Raw genomic sequence first — 17,027 nt, forward strand, 5'->3', positions numbered from 1 at the left:
GAGAGCAACTATGAAACTGCAAAAATCCATCGTATCTCTGGCCATTATCGCCACGTTTTCCCCAGTTCTGAGCTTCGCGGCACCGACCACCAGCACGCCAAAGCAAGCCTCTGACTTCACGATTGAAAAAAACCAACAACTCAAGCAGTATCTCGATTTTGATAACCACAGTGACTTTGAAGATGCGGCGCACGGGTTCATTGCCACTTGGCCTGAAAAAACCATCAACGACGCTGCAGGTAATATTATTTGGGATTTCAGCAAATACGATTTCATCGACCAAGACAACAACGTCGAGACCATCAATCCATCGTTACTACGCCAAGCCAAACTCAACAATATTGACGGCCTATTTAAAGTCAAACAAGGCGTCTATCAAATTCGAGGCTTTGACTTGTCGGTGATGTCGTTTATCCGTGGCGATAAAGGCTGGGTTGTCATAGACCCACTTATTTCACCGGAAACAGCCGCCGCTGGTTTAAAACTACTGCGTGATCGTGTCGAAGATCTGCCTGTCACAGGCGTCATTTTCACCCACTCCCACGTTGACCATTTCGGCGGCATTTTGGGCGTCACCAACCAAGCCGCAATCGATGCTGGTAAGGTCGACATTCTCGCACCTGAAGGCTTTTTCTCTCATTCAATTGCTGAGAACCTGATGGCGGGCAACACCATGTCACGCCGCGCGTCTTACATGTACGGCAACCTGCTTGAAGCAAGCAGCCAAGGCCAAGTGGATGGCGGCTTGGGCAAAACCACCTCATCGGGTAACCCGGGCATCGTCAAACCGACCCACATCGCTAGCATTACCGGTCAGGCGATGGAAGTCGATGGTGTCGAACTTGAGGTTATAATGGCGCAAGAGTCTGAAGCACCTTCAGAGTTTATGTTCTACTTCCCGCAGTACAAAACCATGATGGCCGCGGAGGTAATGACGCACACTATCCATAACATCTCGACCCTACGCGGTGCCAAAACTCGCGATGCGTCATCTTGGGCAGAGTATATTGACCAAGCGCTGCACACCTATGGTGATAAAGCCGATACCATGATCGCCTCGCACCACTGGCCGACCTTTGGCAAAGAAAAAATTCAAAACCAGCTCGAAAAAACTCGCGACATGTACAAGTTCGTCCATGACCAAACGCTACGTTTAGCTAACCAAGGCTATACACCAAACGAAATTTCCGCTGCAATTCAGTTACCAGACTCGTTAGGCAAAGAGTGGTACAACCGTGGCTACTACGGCACGGTATCGCATAATGCCCGCGCCACTTATGACTACTACTTCGGCGCTTGGTGGGATGGCAATCCTGCTAACTTAAACCCACTCACACCTAGCGAGCAAGGGGCCAAGTATGTCGAGGCGATTGGTGGAGAAGAACAAGTGATCAAGCTGGCGCAAACTGCCATAGCAAAAGGCCAATACCGCTGGGCTGTCACACTGCTCAACAATGTCACTTTTGCCAACCCAGACAATATGGACGCACGCTATCTTGAAGCCGACGCAATGGAGCAGTTAGGCTACCAAGCAGAGTCTGGCCCGTGGCGTAACTACTACTTGGGCGGCGCAAAAGAGCTTCGTCAGGGGATTCAACCTGTCGCAACGCCAAATACTGCTGCCATCGCGAAAAACATGCCCTTTGATCAGTTTTTGAAATACTTAGGTGTAACGGTTAAACCGGAGGCGGCAAAAGGGCTAGATATCAAGATTAATATTGATGTTAAAGGCGATGGTCACTATGCAATGGATTTAAGTAACTCGGTGCTAAAATCCTATTCAGACAAACAGTTTAGCGATGCGGATCTCACCATCTCACTCACTCGTCAAGCATTTGAAAATATGATGACCAAACAAGCGACACTGCAAGATGAGCTCAAAACCGGCGACATCAAGGTTTCTGACCAACAAGCCTTCAAGCAGTTAATGTCGATATTTGATCAATTTGATATGTGGTTTGGTGTAGTAACACCATAACCTTTTGTGGTGATGCCATAGCCTTGGAGCGCAACAACCCACTGAATATTTCAAGCTCACTGCCCGCTAGGATGGTGAGCTTTTTATTTCCATTCAATCAGTACAGCTTATCGATAAAATGCTAAACTTTTGCACAAGTCGTACTATTGAGTCTTATCATATTTAATGAAGTCTGTTTCTTTAGCCTTGTTGTGTTGCTTCTCTTTGGCATTCGCTACTCACGTACAAGCCGCATGCAAAATCAATCATGACAAAGACTTTCTCTATTCACATGTCGCGGAAGCTGAGCTGCCAATGCTCGAGTTCTACTACTTATCATTGTGCCGTACAGAACAAGTCGACTTAACGACGGTTCCCGTTCCAAGTTCCTCTTCGTCAGTCGAACAGGCTCTATACTACTTCGGACTTAAAAACCTCAGTCGCTATGAAGGATTAAAAACACCACCGACTCCAGACTTGGTCAAACTGGGCCAACAAGCAAACAGTGAATGGATTATCGCAGAAGCGAAACTTAACCAAGCCATAATCAAAATTGACAGTGATCTATTGATCGAAGCAGAAGCGCTGTTGCGAGAGATCGTCCCTATCGCAACCGAGCTAGGCTATCGACGTTTGCTGGCGCGCGCTTATCGTTGGCTCGGTAACATTAAAGCGCAGCAGTCCAACATTAAAGCCAGTTTGAACTATTACAAAATGGCCTACCAAATCGTGACTGAAATTGGTGACGACTTTCAAACCACCATGACACTCAACAATATCGCTACTTTGTATATGCAAATGGAGGACTGGGATCGTGCCAACACCTATATTCATCAAGCGATGACGCTGTACAAAGAGAACCAATACAGTAACAGCTTGTTTGAAGCCATTTTATACGGTAACGCCAGCGCCATTCACTTTGCCAACCATCAATATGATGCGGCTGACAATTATATGCAACGCGCGATTGACGAAGCCGATCAAACCGGTTCTGTCGTGATCAAAATCATCACACTTGCAGACATGGCAGAGCGCAATGCCAAAGTAGGCAATAGCGATAAAGCGTTGGCCGTTGCGCAGCGCTGCGTCAATCTGGCACAAGAGCAATCCGACTCAAATACAACACTGGCAATTTGCTACGATGCTTTAGCTTCAGCTTATCTCAGTCAACACAACTACCCACTGGTGATTGATTATGCCAGTCGCGTACTCGACACCATCACGCAATCTAACCTTGATGAGATTGTCTGGGAGTCAGGCGTACTGAAGAAATTGATTGAAGCCTATGAAAATCAAGGTGACTATCAACAAGCGCTCAATCTCATGAAGCGCGAGGCACTGGTACGTAAAAAATATTACGACCAAACGTACAACGAAGAGATCTTGAGCGAAAAGAACAGCCTTGAGCGCAAACTCAGCCGTCGTGAAATAGAGCTGCTCGAAGCGAAAAACGAACTGCAAGAAACACGTTTACAAGAGCAGCGCTGGCGCGAAATTCTTATTTCTACTCTGTTCATTATCGGGGGCTATTTGGTATTGCGTGTTCTGATGCGTTTAAAACACACCAATCGCGAGTTACGAAGCCAAAACAGTACCGATACACTAACAGGTCTTCACAATCGACGTTACTTAAAACACTGGTTAGCTCAGCGACCAACAACGAAACAACAAGGTGACTTCCTTGTTAGCGTGATAGACATTGACCACTTTAAACGCTTTAACGATCAACACGGTCACGACATTGGCGACGAAGTGCTTAAACAGACGGCAACGATCTTACAACGCAGCATTCGCAAACAAGATACCTTAGTTCGTTGGGGCGGCGAAGAGTTCCTTGTAATTGTCTCTCTTGACTCACCCCAACAGGTGAATGAAACGCTTGAGCGTCTGCGCAGCAATGTCGAAACCGCGATTATTGATTGTGGCAGCAACACGTTCCAAGTCACGATTTCGATTGGTGCTTGTGTTTGCCCATCACACCACCTTCATGCTCAGTGGGAACGCGTTTTCTCCTCAGCTGACAGCGCACTCTACCAAGCAAAACGCTCAGGTAGAAATCAGTATCAGGTTTCTCCTGAACCTTATTGACAGATTCACCACCAAATTAGCTTCGGCACGAGGCAAATAGATCCAGTGATGCAGCGTTAGCCAAATAATAGAATAACCGCTGATATAAGCCATGGTTGTGGTTAATATCCCTAGAGACTAAAGCGCGAAACTTACAACCCCTTAAGATAACGAAATCAAGTCCGATTAGAGCTCTAGTACTAATCTGCATTCACGTGCAATCAGTGGCATTTAAAGCGTAATAATCTCTTGGCTATATCCAAACTTTGAGTTTGTTGTCACACGAACTTTCCTCGCAAACGCTTATCCTTAACAAGTGTATGGTTTATCACTTCGCTTGGGGACGTTATGATCGAGATCGTTATTGACGGCAAGTATCGAATTGTTGAACAAGGCAGCACGCTTTTAGAAGCAGCGCGTGTGTGTGGTGTTGAGATCCCTTCGTTATGTGGGCTGAATAAATCTGGGCAAAAAATCCCCTGTGATCTGTGTCAGGTAGAAGATGAAAATGGCCGTATGCAACGCGCTTGTGAACTTACGGTTTACCACGGCTTAAACGTAACAATTCACTCAGCAGAGCTCAGCGAGCATCGCAAGCAGGCTCTCAATACCATCATGCGCGACCACTACGCAGACTGCGAAGCCCCGTGCAAAACCGCGTGCCCTGCTGGCGTCGATATTCAATCTTACCTTTATTACATCGCGCAAAATGATCATCAGAAAGCGATTGAAGTGATCAAACAAACCCTTCCCATGCCACTTTCTATCGGCCGCGTCTGTCCAGCATTTTGTGAAAGTGAATGTCGCCGCGCGTTAGTTGACCAGCCTTTGGCGATCCGCCAACTTAAACGTCACGCCGCCGACGCCGATTTAGCGGCGCATCAAGCCTATGTGCCGAAGAAAAAACCGCTCAAACATCGCTCGATAGCCATTGTCGGCAGTGGTCCTGGTGGCCTCACCGCGGGTTATTATCTGTGCAACGAAGGTTACGATGTGACCGTGTTTGAGTCGATGCCAAAAGCCGGTGGTTGGCTGCAATACGGCATTCCAGAATATCGCCTACCGAAAGAGATTCTTGATAAAGAAATTGAGCTAATGTGCCGCAGCGGTATGACGATCAAAACCAAACAGAAACTTGGTGAAGATTTTACCCTCTCTCGGCTCAGTGAAGACTACGATGCCGTCTGTTTGGCGGTCGGCGCTTCACTGGCGGTTGAGATGAAATACCCAGGCAGTGATCTTGCCGGTTGCTATTTGGGCGTCGATTATCTCAAAGATTACGTCACCGACCAAACCTACACCACAGGCCAAACCGTCGCAGTGATTGGTGGCGGCAACACCGCCATAGATTGCGCTCGAACCGCAAGGCGTACAGGCGCGGCAACCACATTAATCTATCGCCGTACGCGAGATGAAATGCCAGCTGAAGCCTATGAAATTGAAGAAGCGGAACATGAAGGGGTTAACTTTTTATTTTTAACCAATCCGGTGCAAAACATTCGCGATGACAATGGCAGAGTAAAAGCCGTCAAGCTTGAGAAAATGGTGCTAGGTGAACCTGATGACTCAGGCCGACGCCGCCCTCAAACTACCGGCGAGTTCTTTACTCTAGGATTTGATACCGTGATTGCCGCAGTATCACAGCAGCCCGATTTAAGCTTTTTAGACAACGAGCGCTTGTCGATACCTCTTACCCGTTGGAATACCGCGCAAACCGATGCGCGCACCATGCATACTGGAACGGGCAATATTTTCAGTATCGGCGACTTTCGTCGCGGCCCTGCGACCGCCGTTGAAGCCGTGGGCGATGGCCGTTTGGCCGCCAAAGCCATAGACCTTTACTTGCATGGCAATATGGCAGACATGCCCCAACCCAAGTTCAATGCTCGCAAAGAGAAAACCCTTGCTGAAGTCGACCCTTTTCACTTTCAACACGTTGCAAAAGTGGCTCGCTCTATTATGCCCGAGTTAACCGCCGAGCAACGTGCGCAAAGCTTCTCTGAAGTCGAACTAGGCTTTGACAACGACGACGCTATTCGCGAAGCCATGCGTTGCTTGGAGTGCGGATGTCAAGCCAACACCCAATGTGGCCTACGTGACTATTCAACCCAATACGGCGCTGAGCAGTGTTTTGAGCCAAAACTCAACATCAAATCCGACCAAGACTGGCAAGCGCTGCGCGCCAAAGACTCACGCCATAAGTTTAGCGTCGACCGCAGCTCTGAATTTATCGAATTTGACGCCAACCGTTGCATTAGTTGTGGGCAATGTATCGACGCCTGCAGCGAACAAGCGGTGCACGGTATTCTCAATTTTGTTAACGATCAAAATGGTCGCCCCGCATTAAGGCCTGATGATAGACCGCATTTTGGTTCGATGCGCAATGGTCGACTGTTAATGGGCGACTCGAACTGTGTTCAGTGCGGCGCCTGTGTACAAGCGTGTCCAACTGGTGCGATGGTGGATAAGCGCTATCGCTCACAAGGACGACAAGAGCCATTGACTTGTGTTGATACCATCTGCACCTATTGTGGCGTGGGTTGCAAGCTGACCATGCATGTCGATAAAACGAACAATCGTATTGAATATATTACTGGCGCACACTCGCCAGTGAATCAAAAAATGCTCTGTGTTAAAGGACGATTTGGCTTTGATTTTGTTGCCGATGAGGCGCGCCTAACCACACCTTTAATTCGTAAAGATGGCTGGCTACAACCCGCCACTTGGCCAGAAGCGATTGAACTCGTTGCAAGCAAACTCACCACGCTTAAGCAAGCTTTTGGTGGCAATGCCTTGGCAGGGTTCTCGTCAGCGAAAACCACCAACGAAGATAACTATGCGTTTCAAAAATTTATTCGTCGTGAGCTTGGTACCAATAATGTCGATCACTGTGCACGTTTGTGTCATGCCTCAAGTGTGACAGGCCTTGAAGCCTCTTTGGGTAGCGGCGCGATGACCAACGACATTCCTAGTATTAAATACTCTGATGTCATTGTTATCATCGGCTCAGACACGACCTCGGCGCATCCGATCATCGCTTCACACATCAAACAAGCCATTCGCCATCATGGCGCCCGTTTGATTGTTGCTGACCCTAAACGTATTGATATGGCTGAACACGCCGAGCTCTACCTGTCACATCGACCTGGAACCGACGTCATGCTGCTCAATGGTGTCATGCAACAGATCATTAAAAACGGTTGGCATGATCAAGAGTATATTGAAGAACGGGTCGATGGTTTTGATACCTTACTGCAAGAAGTGATGTCACCGGCTTATGCCCCAGACAAGGTCGAGTTAGTCACGGGGGTAAGCGCGGATGATATTTTTGCCATGGCGCGAATGATAGGCACCGCTAAGCGCACCGCTGTTTACTATTCAATGGGCATTACCCAGCACACCACGGGGCATGATAACGTCCGCTCGATTGCCAACTTACAATTATTGTGCGGCAATATCGGTATAGAAGGGGGTGGGATTAATCCACTACGCGGTCAGTCCAATGTGCAAGGGGCGTGTGATATGGGCGCATTGCCAAATTGCTTTCCCGGCTACCAAAAAGTCTACAACCCCATGGTCAGGCAAAAATTCGCCATCGAGTGGGATGCGCCCAATCTTAGCGACGAACAGGGCCTGACATTAACTGAAATTATCGACGCTGCGTGCAAGCGCGACATTCGCGGTATGTATATCATGGGTGAAAACCCGGTACTGAGTGACCCTAACCAAGCCCATGTCATTGAAGGGTTAGAGACGCTTGATTTTCTGGTTGTGCAGGATATTTTCTTAACTGAAACGGCGCAATATGCCGATGTGGTGTTGCCATCGTGCTCGTTCGCCGAGAAGTCAGGTCACTTTACCAACACTGAGCGTCGAGTACAGCGGATTAATCCAGCGGTTAAACCTCCGGGTGACGCCAAGGAAGATTGGTGGATCATCCAACAAATAGCCAACGCGATGGGCAGCGATTGGCGCTATCAAAAAGTATCAGATCTCACCAGTGAAATTGCTCGAGTTACTCCGCAATATGCCGGACTGCACTGGAATACAATCACCCCTGAAGGGGTTCAGTGGCCAAGCAATAAAAACAACCCCAATGGGACGCGAATAATGCATCAAACCCAATTCACTCGGGGTAAGGGGCAAATGGTGGGCATCCCGTTTCGCTACGCCGCAGAGCTTCCTGATCAAGACTATCCGTTGGTACTGACAACCGGCCGTGTACTAGAGCAGTTCCATACTGGCACCATGACTCGTAAAACCAAAGGCTTAAACAAGCTTGCAGGACCAAGAGCCATGATCAGTGTCACTGACGCCGAAGCTCTGGGCATTCACAATGGCCAACGGTTGCGAGTCTCGACTCGGCGCGGCGAAATAGAAATTGATGCGTTTGTCACCAAGCGTATTCAAGCTGGAGTCATTTTTATTCCCTTCCACTTTGTAGAGTCACCCGTCAACCGCTTGACCACTACCGCAACTGACCCGCACGCCAAGATCCCTGAATTTAAGGTCGCCGCAGTCAAAGTGGAGGCGCTATAACTAAGACGCGGTTCAAAGAAAATAACGAACACTAAGCAATAAGGCGTCTGTTTTGGCGCCTCAGTGCCTTTTGTATTGAGAAAAATAGTTCACGGGCAAGCTGAGTCAGTTTTGTTTACACTAGAGAGAAACCATCGCTGATAAGGGCCATCTGTGCTGACGAAACAAACACTAACTATTGCCTCGGCGAATTTGTTTAATTTCATCGAGCCGCCGAATGCGTTCTACGACTTTGAAAACATCTATGAACGCGATGCATGGCAAGATAAGTGCCGTTGGACCAAACAAAACATTCAAGCCTTAGAGGCAGACATCGTTGGCCTTCAAGAAGTGTTTAGTATTGATGCTGTGCAAACGCTATTCACGCAGATGGGTTACCCGTATTTTGCAACCGTAGAGACCCCCAAAGTTGCAGATGAGTATATTTACTCACACCCTGTTGTCGCCGTTGCCTCGCGCTATCCTCTCAAACACATTCAAGCAGTAACCACACCCAACGACTTAATATCGGAGGGCTATGGCGTTGAAGTGCCACCTTTTAGCCGCGCGCCCATTTTTTGTATTGTCGACATTCCCCATATTGGTGAGATCGGTTGTTATGTTTGCCACTTAAAATCACAGCGTGCAACCGAGAGCTTAACGCCGGACGGGGCTCAACCGCTGATTGGTCGCTGGCTTTCAAGCCAACAGAGAGGATGGGAAGCACTGATGCTGCGCCTGTTTAGCGAACAGCAATATGCCCTGAGACCGATGCCAACGGTACTCGTCGGGGATATGAACCAAGCGCTCAGTAGTGATATCTCTGGCTTACTGACGGAACCTACCAACAACGAACCACACAAGCTGCAATTCAAAGATAGCTGGCAATTGCTATCTGATGCACCCCAAGATCGGCCCGCGACCCATTATCATTTCAGCCGTGGCAATGTTTTAGACTACATTTTGTTATCGCAAGAGTTTCAGCCCGACTCAGTGTATTCGCTTGCCGATGTGACTCAGTTTACAACGCTCGATCAGCACTTAATCAATCCAATCTATGAGCAAGATAAAAACGCCAGTGACCATGCCTTTATCGCGGTCACATTGCGTTTTGTTCTATAATGCGTTTGTTCCATAAATAAATAGGCCGTGCATTAGCACGGCCTGTTTGATCGTGAGTGATCGCTTACTTCGATTCTTGCTGCAGTTTGGCTTTCGCTTCTTCTACTTTGCTAAAATCCAAACCTAGTTCTTCGACCGCTTGTTTGATAAGCGCTGGATTTTGCATTACTTGGCCCATCAACAATTGCAGTTTATCTTGTGGTAAGCCCAGTTGGCTGATGGTCGCCATCGCGGCCAATGGGTTTTGTGTCAAGGTTTGGAACAGTTGGTTGATTTGCTCATCGCTAATATTGTTTTCTTTTAACATGGCAATAATCGGATTCATTTCGTTACCTATTTCGCTAAGTAAAACATGCGCTGCAGTCTATCACTTGCCTGATACGATTTGTACTTCAATCACACCGTTATGCTCACTCGATGACAACGTAATTTCGCTGTTTGGCCCTATCAACCAAGTTGCGCAATAACACGTCAAGTCCTGCGGCTTTTGCTCCGACTCATCAGTCAGCCGTTGATCCTGATTTACTGAGAGGTTAAACGTGTAAAGAAAGCTCGTAGTTCATCATCACTAAGGTTGAGTAAATTGTCGCCGACATACCACTCCACAACCGATTGATGAGGATGAGCGGTCACTTGTGGGTGACCAAACCATATCCCAGCTTGGCTTGCTAAAGAGTGCTGTATCTTCACCGCTTGTGCTTGGCTAAATGGCAGAATTAAGTGCAGCATGTTCGACTGAGGTTGTGGCGGATTAACCGCGAGCGTTGGAAACTCGGCAATAATGTTGTAAACCTGCTTAGTTCGTTCAAAGAGTGAAGGCAGCTTAGCTAACCTCTCATCGAACTGCATCGCGGCTGATACAATATACGGTGTGCGATGGTAAACATTGCCACCCTGACGCTTCATCCACATGTCAGCGAGCTCTACAAATTCTTTTGAACCCAGTAACATAGAACCGCCCAAGCCATTTATCCCTTTATAAAGAGAAACATAGGCACTATCAAAACCACAGGCAATTTCAGCATAACTTTTGTGGTAAAAGGCGGCACACTCCCACACCCTAGCGCCATCCATATGTAAATGGATCTGATGCTGATTGCAGTGTTTTTTGATCTCTTCTAGCTCTGACCAACTTGGTAACTGTCCGCCAATTTCGCGCATTGGCAGTTCATAAAGTACAGCTGCAATCTCATCAGGCCAAGCCTTAAGGTCGTCTAATTTCCATGGTTGATAAGGATTACCAATCGGTAAGATATTAAAGCGGTTTTGCAGCTGATAGCCTTGGCGTTCATGCACATAGATATGACTAGAGGGATGCATCGCCACTAAAGGATTACGTTTTTGCCGAGTGACTAATTCAAGCACTGTCGGTTGAGTCATAGTCCCGGTAATAACAAAAAGCCCAGCTTCAAAACCCAAAAGATCGGCAACTTTTTGTTCGAAAGCTTGAATCGTTTCTCCTTCGCCGTAAACATCATGCGCGACATTATGCTGCTCACACCACTTGGCCATTTTAGCGAAATGTTCAGCGGGAGAATCTTCTTTATTGCCAGGCAAAAAAGTATGACATTGTTGTTTTAATTGGGTACTCATGCATCTTTCCTTAGAGAGAGTAATACCTTTACTCGTCAATATTTGGCCGTACAATATAGTGCATCATCGATATCTATGATCGTAAGACAAGTCTAATTTGTGAATGACAGCGACTTCAACCTAACACAACCATACAAGATCCCTGAAATATGTTGAACCAACTCTATACCCAAGTCCCTGCCGGGGTAAGATTTATGCTGCTTTCCGCACTAGGTTTTGCGCTGATGTCTGCATGTGTAAAATATGTCAGCATCCATGGTATCCCCGTTTTTGAAATCGTCGCTGCGCGCGCGTTAGTGTCATTGATCATTAGCTATCTCGACGTGAAAAGAAAACGAATTTCCATCTGGGGTAACAACAAACCTTTATTGTTGATTCGCGGTATCATCGGAACCTTTGCCTTAATGTGCGTTTACTACTCGGTAACGACCCTTCCTCTGGCAGAAGCCACGATATTGCAATACGTCCACCCCGTATTTACTGCGCTACTTGGACTGTTACTCCTCAAAGAACGAGTGCAGACGTCTACCCTCATCTGTATCGCTTTTTGTTTATTGGGTTTATGGGTGATGGTACAACCTAGCCTTGATCACACGATTGAGTATCAACTGCCGATGTTTAGTGTCATGACGGCGCTCCTTGGCGCGCTAGGCAGCTCAATTGCTTATATCATCGTTCGCAAACTTAGCCAGACTGAAGATAGCTCAGTGATCATCATGTACTTTCCATTGATCGCACTTCCCGTTTCATTAGTTTTAATTGGCGATAACTTCGTTTGGCCTAGCCTCTACCTAACATTTTTACTGGTACTGGTGGGCATCTTCACTCAGGTTGGTCAGTATGGACTGACAAAAGCGATGCAAACCCAAGCGGCTGGAAAAGCCTCGGCTTACTCGTATGTGCAAGTTGTTTTTTCTGCACTGCTCGGCGTGTGGATTTTCAATGAAATCCCATCCATCTGGACATATATCGGCGGTACTTTGATTGTCACCGGAGCATTAGTTAACGTCTTTGGTCAGAAATTGGTAAAACCTTTTCAACGTGGGTAATAAATCACAATATATTGCTCATCGAGCAACGTGTTTTTGCTTGCTGTAGGTAAAAACTTGCTCAACAAAAATGGCTCAAAAACGTAAGGTATTGATTATATAGAAATTTATATTCAGGCATAACAATTGCCCTTTAGTAAACACATTCACATGTTAAACAAACACACTAAAGGAAAGGATTGCTATGCCAACTCCATGTTATATCTCTATCGACGGTGAAACTCAGGGTCTAATCACTGCAGGCGCTTGTACTGCTGATTCTATCGGTGATTCATTTGTAGAAGGTCATGAAGATGAGATGCTGGTTCAAAAGTTTGACCACGTCGTAACTGTTCCTACTGATCCACAGTCAGGTCAACCTTCAGGTCAACGTGTTCACAAGCCGTTCCAGTTCACTGTTTCTCTAAACAAAGCGGTACCACTGCTTTACAACGCACTTTCATCTGGCGAGAAGATGAAGACAGTTGAACTAAAATGGTACCGTACTTCTATCGAAGGTAAACAAGAGAACTTCTTCACAACTAAGCTTGAAAATGCGTCTATCGTAGACATCCATTGTGAGATGCCTCACTGTCAAGATCCATCAATGTCAGACTTCACGCAGAATCTAACTGTGTCAATGTCTTACCGTAAGATCACTTGGGACCACGTTAACGCGGGTACTTCAGGTTCTGACGACTGGCGTAAGCCTGTCGAAGCGTAATATTACGCTTTGTTTTAGCCCACCTTCGGGTGGGCTAGTTATAACCCTAACCAAGACGCCGTTAAGACGGTGTCTTGGTTAGGGTTTTATACCAATCTGTACAAGGCAATTATTGAGCACTCTCCCTCCCAGATTGGTAATCGCGATTACGTAGGGCTGAATATATGACCACTCTCAATTTCAATCTAACCGTTGAAGGGCTCGATCCTCAAGCTTTTGTCGTCAGAGAGTTCGAAGGCAACGAATCTCTTTCGCATGATCTTAACCATGGCAAGCAACCCTGCCATGGTTACTATTATGATGTTCAGCTCGCGAGTCGTAATTCGCTGCTCAGCGCTGAAGATGTCGTTGATAAGCAAGTCCAACTCACCTTATACCGCGACTTAGAAATCGTAAAAACCATCCACGGAATTGCACGAAGCTTCACCAAAAGTGATACTGGTCATCATCATACCTTCTACGCCTTAACGATTGTTCCAGCATTAGAGCGACTGTCTTTGCGCCAAAATAGTCGTATTTTCCAGTATAAAACCGTACCGGAAATCCTCTCTATTATTCTTAAAGAAATGGAGATCGATGATTTTGCCTTTGCCTTACAACACGACCATGGCCAAAGAGAATTTTGTGTTCAGTACCGAGAGTCCGACCTCGATTTTCTACACCGGCTGGCTGCCGAAGAAGGGCTGATTTACAGCTTTGTATTTGAAAATGGTAAGCACACGGTACTATTTAGTGACTCTTGCGCTTGTTTGCCTAAAGTACACACGCCTATTCCATACAATGCGCTCAGCGGCGGCATCTCTGAGCAAGAGTATGTATCCGCGATGGTATTTAACACCCGTTTCGCCCCCAGCTCGACGCAACTTAAAGATTACAGTTTTAAAAAGCCAGCCTATTCATTTCAGCAAAAAACCCTTGCCACTGACATCGACTTTCAAAGTACCGACTACCAACACTTTGATGCACCAGGACGGTTTAAATCGGATGATAGCGGCGCGTTAATTAACCAAACACGCCTCGACTACTTACGTCGCGATGCACAACTTGCCACTGGCAAGAGCTACGTAGCTGCTATTCAAGCGGGTTACAAGTTTCAATTGAGTGAGCACTTAGATGATGAGTTCAATCGAGAATGGCTAGTCGTCAAAGCCACCCATCGCGGCACGCAACCTCAAGCCCTAGAAGAAGAAGCCGGCTCTGGTTCAACAACCTATGATAATCAATTTTGGTTGATCCCAAGCGAACAAAATTGGCAATTAGAGCCATTTACTAAGCCTTTGGTCGATGGCCCGATGATGGCGACTGTGGTTGGTCCTGAAGGTGAAGAAATTTACTGTGATGAGCATGGTCGCGTTAAAGTTCAGTTTCCATGGGATCGTTATTCAAGCGGCGACGAGCACAGTTCGTGCTGGATTCGTGTTTCCCAAGATTGGGCCGGAAATCAATACGGCATGTTAGCTATTCCTCGCATCGGTCATGAGGTGATCGTCGAGTTTTTAAATGGTGACCCTGACCAACCGATTATTACGGGCAGAACCTACCATGTGACGAACACTGCACCTTACGTGTTGCCCGACAATAAAACAAAAACCGTAATACGCAGTGAATCGCACCAAGGTGAAGGGTTTAACGAATTAAGTTTTGAAGACCAGTCTCAGCAAGAGCAAGTTTTTGTCCACGCCCAAAAAGATCTCGACATAGAGGTCGAAAACGACACCACGGTTCATATCAAGCATGATCAGCATTTAACCGTCGATAATCACTACTTCAGCCATGTTAAGAACCATCGTAATGAAACGGTAGAAGGCGATAAGCGCAACAAAGTCACCCAAGATCAAACCTTAGTGGTTGAGGGCTCTTTGCATCTCAAAACCGGTAAAGTTTGGGTCAATGACTCTGGCTCTGAAATCCACATTAAATCAGGCAATAAGGTGGTGATTGAGGCAGGCAGTGAAATCACCTTAAAAGCCGCAGGGAGCTTTGTCAAAGTCGACCCGGCAGGCGTTCACTTATCCGGTGCTGGCGTGAACCTAAATTCAGGCGGCAGCGCAGGAAGTGGCAGTGGCTATGCCGGACAAACAGCCGAGCTAGCCACAGCCTTACTCAACGATATTGAAGTCGCCGAACTGCAGCAAGCCGATATCAGTGCGTCACAAAACAGCGCAGAAGCGAATGTGATAAGTGAGTTCAGTGCGCCTGAAGAGATAACTCATACAGCTCAACACTTAACAGCAAACAGCCCTGTTGCCGCAGTTTCGAGTGCGAATAGCAGCAGCTCATCTGAATCTGAATCTGAATCTGAATCTGAATCTGAAGAGACTAAATCACTAAGGTTAAAGTCTGCCCTTCTTAAGCAGTCTTTAACCTTAGATAAACTCGCGAATCGTGAATCTCATTCATACAAAAGCGGAGCAAAAGGGCAAGAAGTTGAATACATTCAACAAGCTCTGATAAAACTAGGTTTCGATATCGGAAATGCAGGCGCTGACGGAGATTTTGGTTCAACCACACAACGTCAGGTTAAGCTGTTCCAAAGTGAGTATAAGCCGACCAACGAAACGCACCTCGCTTATGATGTGGGAGCCGTTGATGGAATCGTAGGTCAAGGAACCTTACTAGGTCTAGACGAAGCACTTGTTGAGGGGTGGGAGTATGAGAATGATGAGATGGATCTCAAGTGGTTAAAAGTTCCCAAAGGCCAATTAACTTTTAATGCTGAAGGAAATGATGTTGAATCAAGCATATACTTCTCCAGATCTATACATTGGCCCGGAGAGAACAGTGGTATCACTATTGGTAGAGGATATGATTTAGGCCAGCAGCAATCTGCACATATCGATTTAAATAAAGTAGAAATATCAGCAGAACTCCGTGAATGGCTGGTAAACGCACAAGGCAAAAGAGGACTAGATGCTAAAAACTACTTTGACTCAGCGCCATCCAATATTAAAACAGCTTCTATAACGAGAAAACAACAATATTTACTGTTTAATGACGTTTACAAGAGGTTAGAAAGTGACGTTTCAAGAATTAGTCAAAAGAGAATAACAATTGAAGCCTACCATACTAATAAAACTATTGACGCGAAAGATGCGTGGGCAGCTATCCCACAAAAAATAAGAGATTTACTGATTGACTTAAGATTCAGAGGTGACTACACCCCAAGGTCTAGAAAACTGGTACAGTCAGATGCTTACAGAGCTGATATCGTTAGCTTATCAGAAAAATTAGCTAACAAATCCAATTGGCCAAATGTACCCTCAGAAAGAATAAAACTAAGGGCAAACTATGCAAAAAATTAGCTTACTTGTTATCTTGTTCACAATATCCGTAGTCGCTCATGCTGCTTTTAACAAATCAGAACATGAGCAATTGGCTCAAATCAACGAAGAGTACAGACTTAAGTCAAATGAACTAACAACTCGCATACAAAGTTTACATCAAAAATCGTTAGCATTCTTTCCTGAGAAAAGTAAGCCAATTGATGAACTCTTGGAATCGTGGTTATCTATGTTAGAAATGAAGTGCCAGCTTGAATCTTTTGAGTCACTGGGAACTGATTCCGAAGTTGCTGTACATGAAGAGTGTGCGATCGCTGAAAAAGAGAAGATCGCGGATTATTTCGAGTCGATGATATCGATGCCTTAAACTAGACTTCGAGTAAGTAATTGAAAAAAGTACTGGTAAACGACAAGTTATCGTCATCTTGTAGCGCGACGAGCAAGAAACACATTGTTAAGCACTACTCAACCTTAACTTAATCACGCGCCTTCCTAATTAAGGGGGGTATATGAACTTGTTCAAGACATCGCACTCTGAGGAACATCATTATTCAACTACAACAAACGGATAAACATCAGCGCTTGGCAAAGGCGTTTTTACCCGATTGCTTGACCTTATACGTCGCATCATCAACACCAATACGAGCCAACATCTCCGACTGTCGGATGGCTGTTTTGATGCGCTACGGTTTAATACCTCGTCCAACGTCATGACCATATTGGTCATTGATCTTGTC

10 protein-coding genes are annotated in these 17,027 nt (G+C 46.3%); 8 read left to right on the top strand and 2 right to left on the bottom strand.

Going from position 1 to position 17,027, the window contains the following annotated elements; genetic code table 11:
* The first annotated feature begins 10 nt into the window (after positions 1 to 10).
* The 4 genes from BS19_RS19085 to BS19_RS19100 all read left to right on the top strand — a co-directional run bounded on the left by BS19_RS19085 (position 11) and on the right by BS19_RS19100 (position 9,664).
* Entirely contained in the window at positions 11 to 1,978 is a 1,968-nt protein-coding gene (locus tag BS19_RS19085) for an alkyl/aryl-sulfatase (protein WP_038177501.1), read from the top strand.
* A 165-nt stretch (positions 1,979 to 2,143) separates the two neighbouring features.
* Positions 2,144 to 4,045, top strand: coding sequence for a tetratricopeptide repeat-containing diguanylate cyclase (locus BS19_RS19090; protein ID WP_038177503.1), 1,902 nt, complete (start codon positions 2,144 to 2,146; stop codon positions 4,043 to 4,045).
* Between the two features lie 327 nt (positions 4,046 to 4,372).
* Positions 4,373 to 8,563: a formate dehydrogenase subunit alpha gene (fdhF, locus tag BS19_RS19095; protein WP_038177504.1), complete on the top strand. Its 4,191-nt coding sequence runs from the start codon at positions 4,373 to 4,375 to the stop codon at positions 8,561 to 8,563.
* A gap of 153 nt (positions 8,564 to 8,716) precedes the next feature.
* Positions 8,717 to 9,664, top strand: a complete 948-nt coding sequence (locus BS19_RS19100; protein ID WP_038177505.1) for an endonuclease/exonuclease/phosphatase family protein — start codon at positions 8,717 to 8,719, stop codon at positions 9,662 to 9,664.
* 64 nt (positions 9,665 to 9,728) lie between these two features.
* Here BS19_RS19100 and BS19_RS19105 read toward each other — a convergent pair whose 3' ends face one another.
* Positions 9,729 to 9,989: a DUF2999 family protein gene (locus BS19_RS19105; RefSeq protein ID WP_038177507.1), complete on the bottom strand. Its 261-nt coding sequence runs from the start codon at positions 9,987 to 9,989 to the stop codon at positions 9,729 to 9,731.
* Positions 9,990 to 10,186: 197 nt separating this feature from the next.
* Positions 10,187 to 11,257, bottom strand: coding sequence for a threonine aldolase family protein (locus BS19_RS19110; RefSeq protein WP_038177508.1), 1,071 nt, complete (start codon positions 11,255 to 11,257; stop codon positions 10,187 to 10,189).
* A gap of 149 nt (positions 11,258 to 11,406) precedes the next feature.
* On the opposite strand from BS19_RS19110, the gene BS19_RS19115 reads away from it, so the two are divergent.
* From BS19_RS19115 to BS19_RS19130, 4 genes are all read left to right on the top strand, one after another.
* On the top strand, positions 11,407 to 12,306 hold the full coding sequence (locus BS19_RS19115) for a DMT family transporter (protein WP_038177509.1): 900 nt from the start codon (positions 11,407 to 11,409) through the stop codon (positions 12,304 to 12,306).
* A gap of 184 nt (positions 12,307 to 12,490) precedes the next feature.
* Positions 12,491 to 13,009, top strand: coding sequence for an Hcp family type VI secretion system effector (locus BS19_RS19120; RefSeq protein ID WP_038177510.1), 519 nt, complete (start codon positions 12,491 to 12,493; stop codon positions 13,007 to 13,009).
* Positions 13,010 to 13,173: 164 nt separating this feature from the next.
* On the top strand, positions 13,174 to 16,311 hold the full coding sequence (gene tssI / locus BS19_RS19125; RefSeq protein WP_038177512.1) for a type VI secretion system tip protein TssI/VgrG: 3,138 nt from the start codon (positions 13,174 to 13,176) through the stop codon (positions 16,309 to 16,311).
* A complete protein-coding gene (locus tag BS19_RS19130) occupies positions 16,298 to 16,657 on the top strand; it encodes a hypothetical protein (RefSeq protein WP_038177514.1) in 360 nt (119 codons plus the stop codon). The genes tssI and BS19_RS19130 overlap by 14 nt, the downstream gene beginning before the upstream one ends.
* The last annotated feature ends 370 nt before the right edge of the window (positions 16,658 to 17,027 follow it).

Source organism: Vibrio pacinii DSM 19139, from assembly GCF_000711795.1.
GTDB classification, from domain to species: Bacteria; Pseudomonadota; Gammaproteobacteria; order Enterobacterales; family Vibrionaceae; genus Vibrio; species Vibrio pacinii.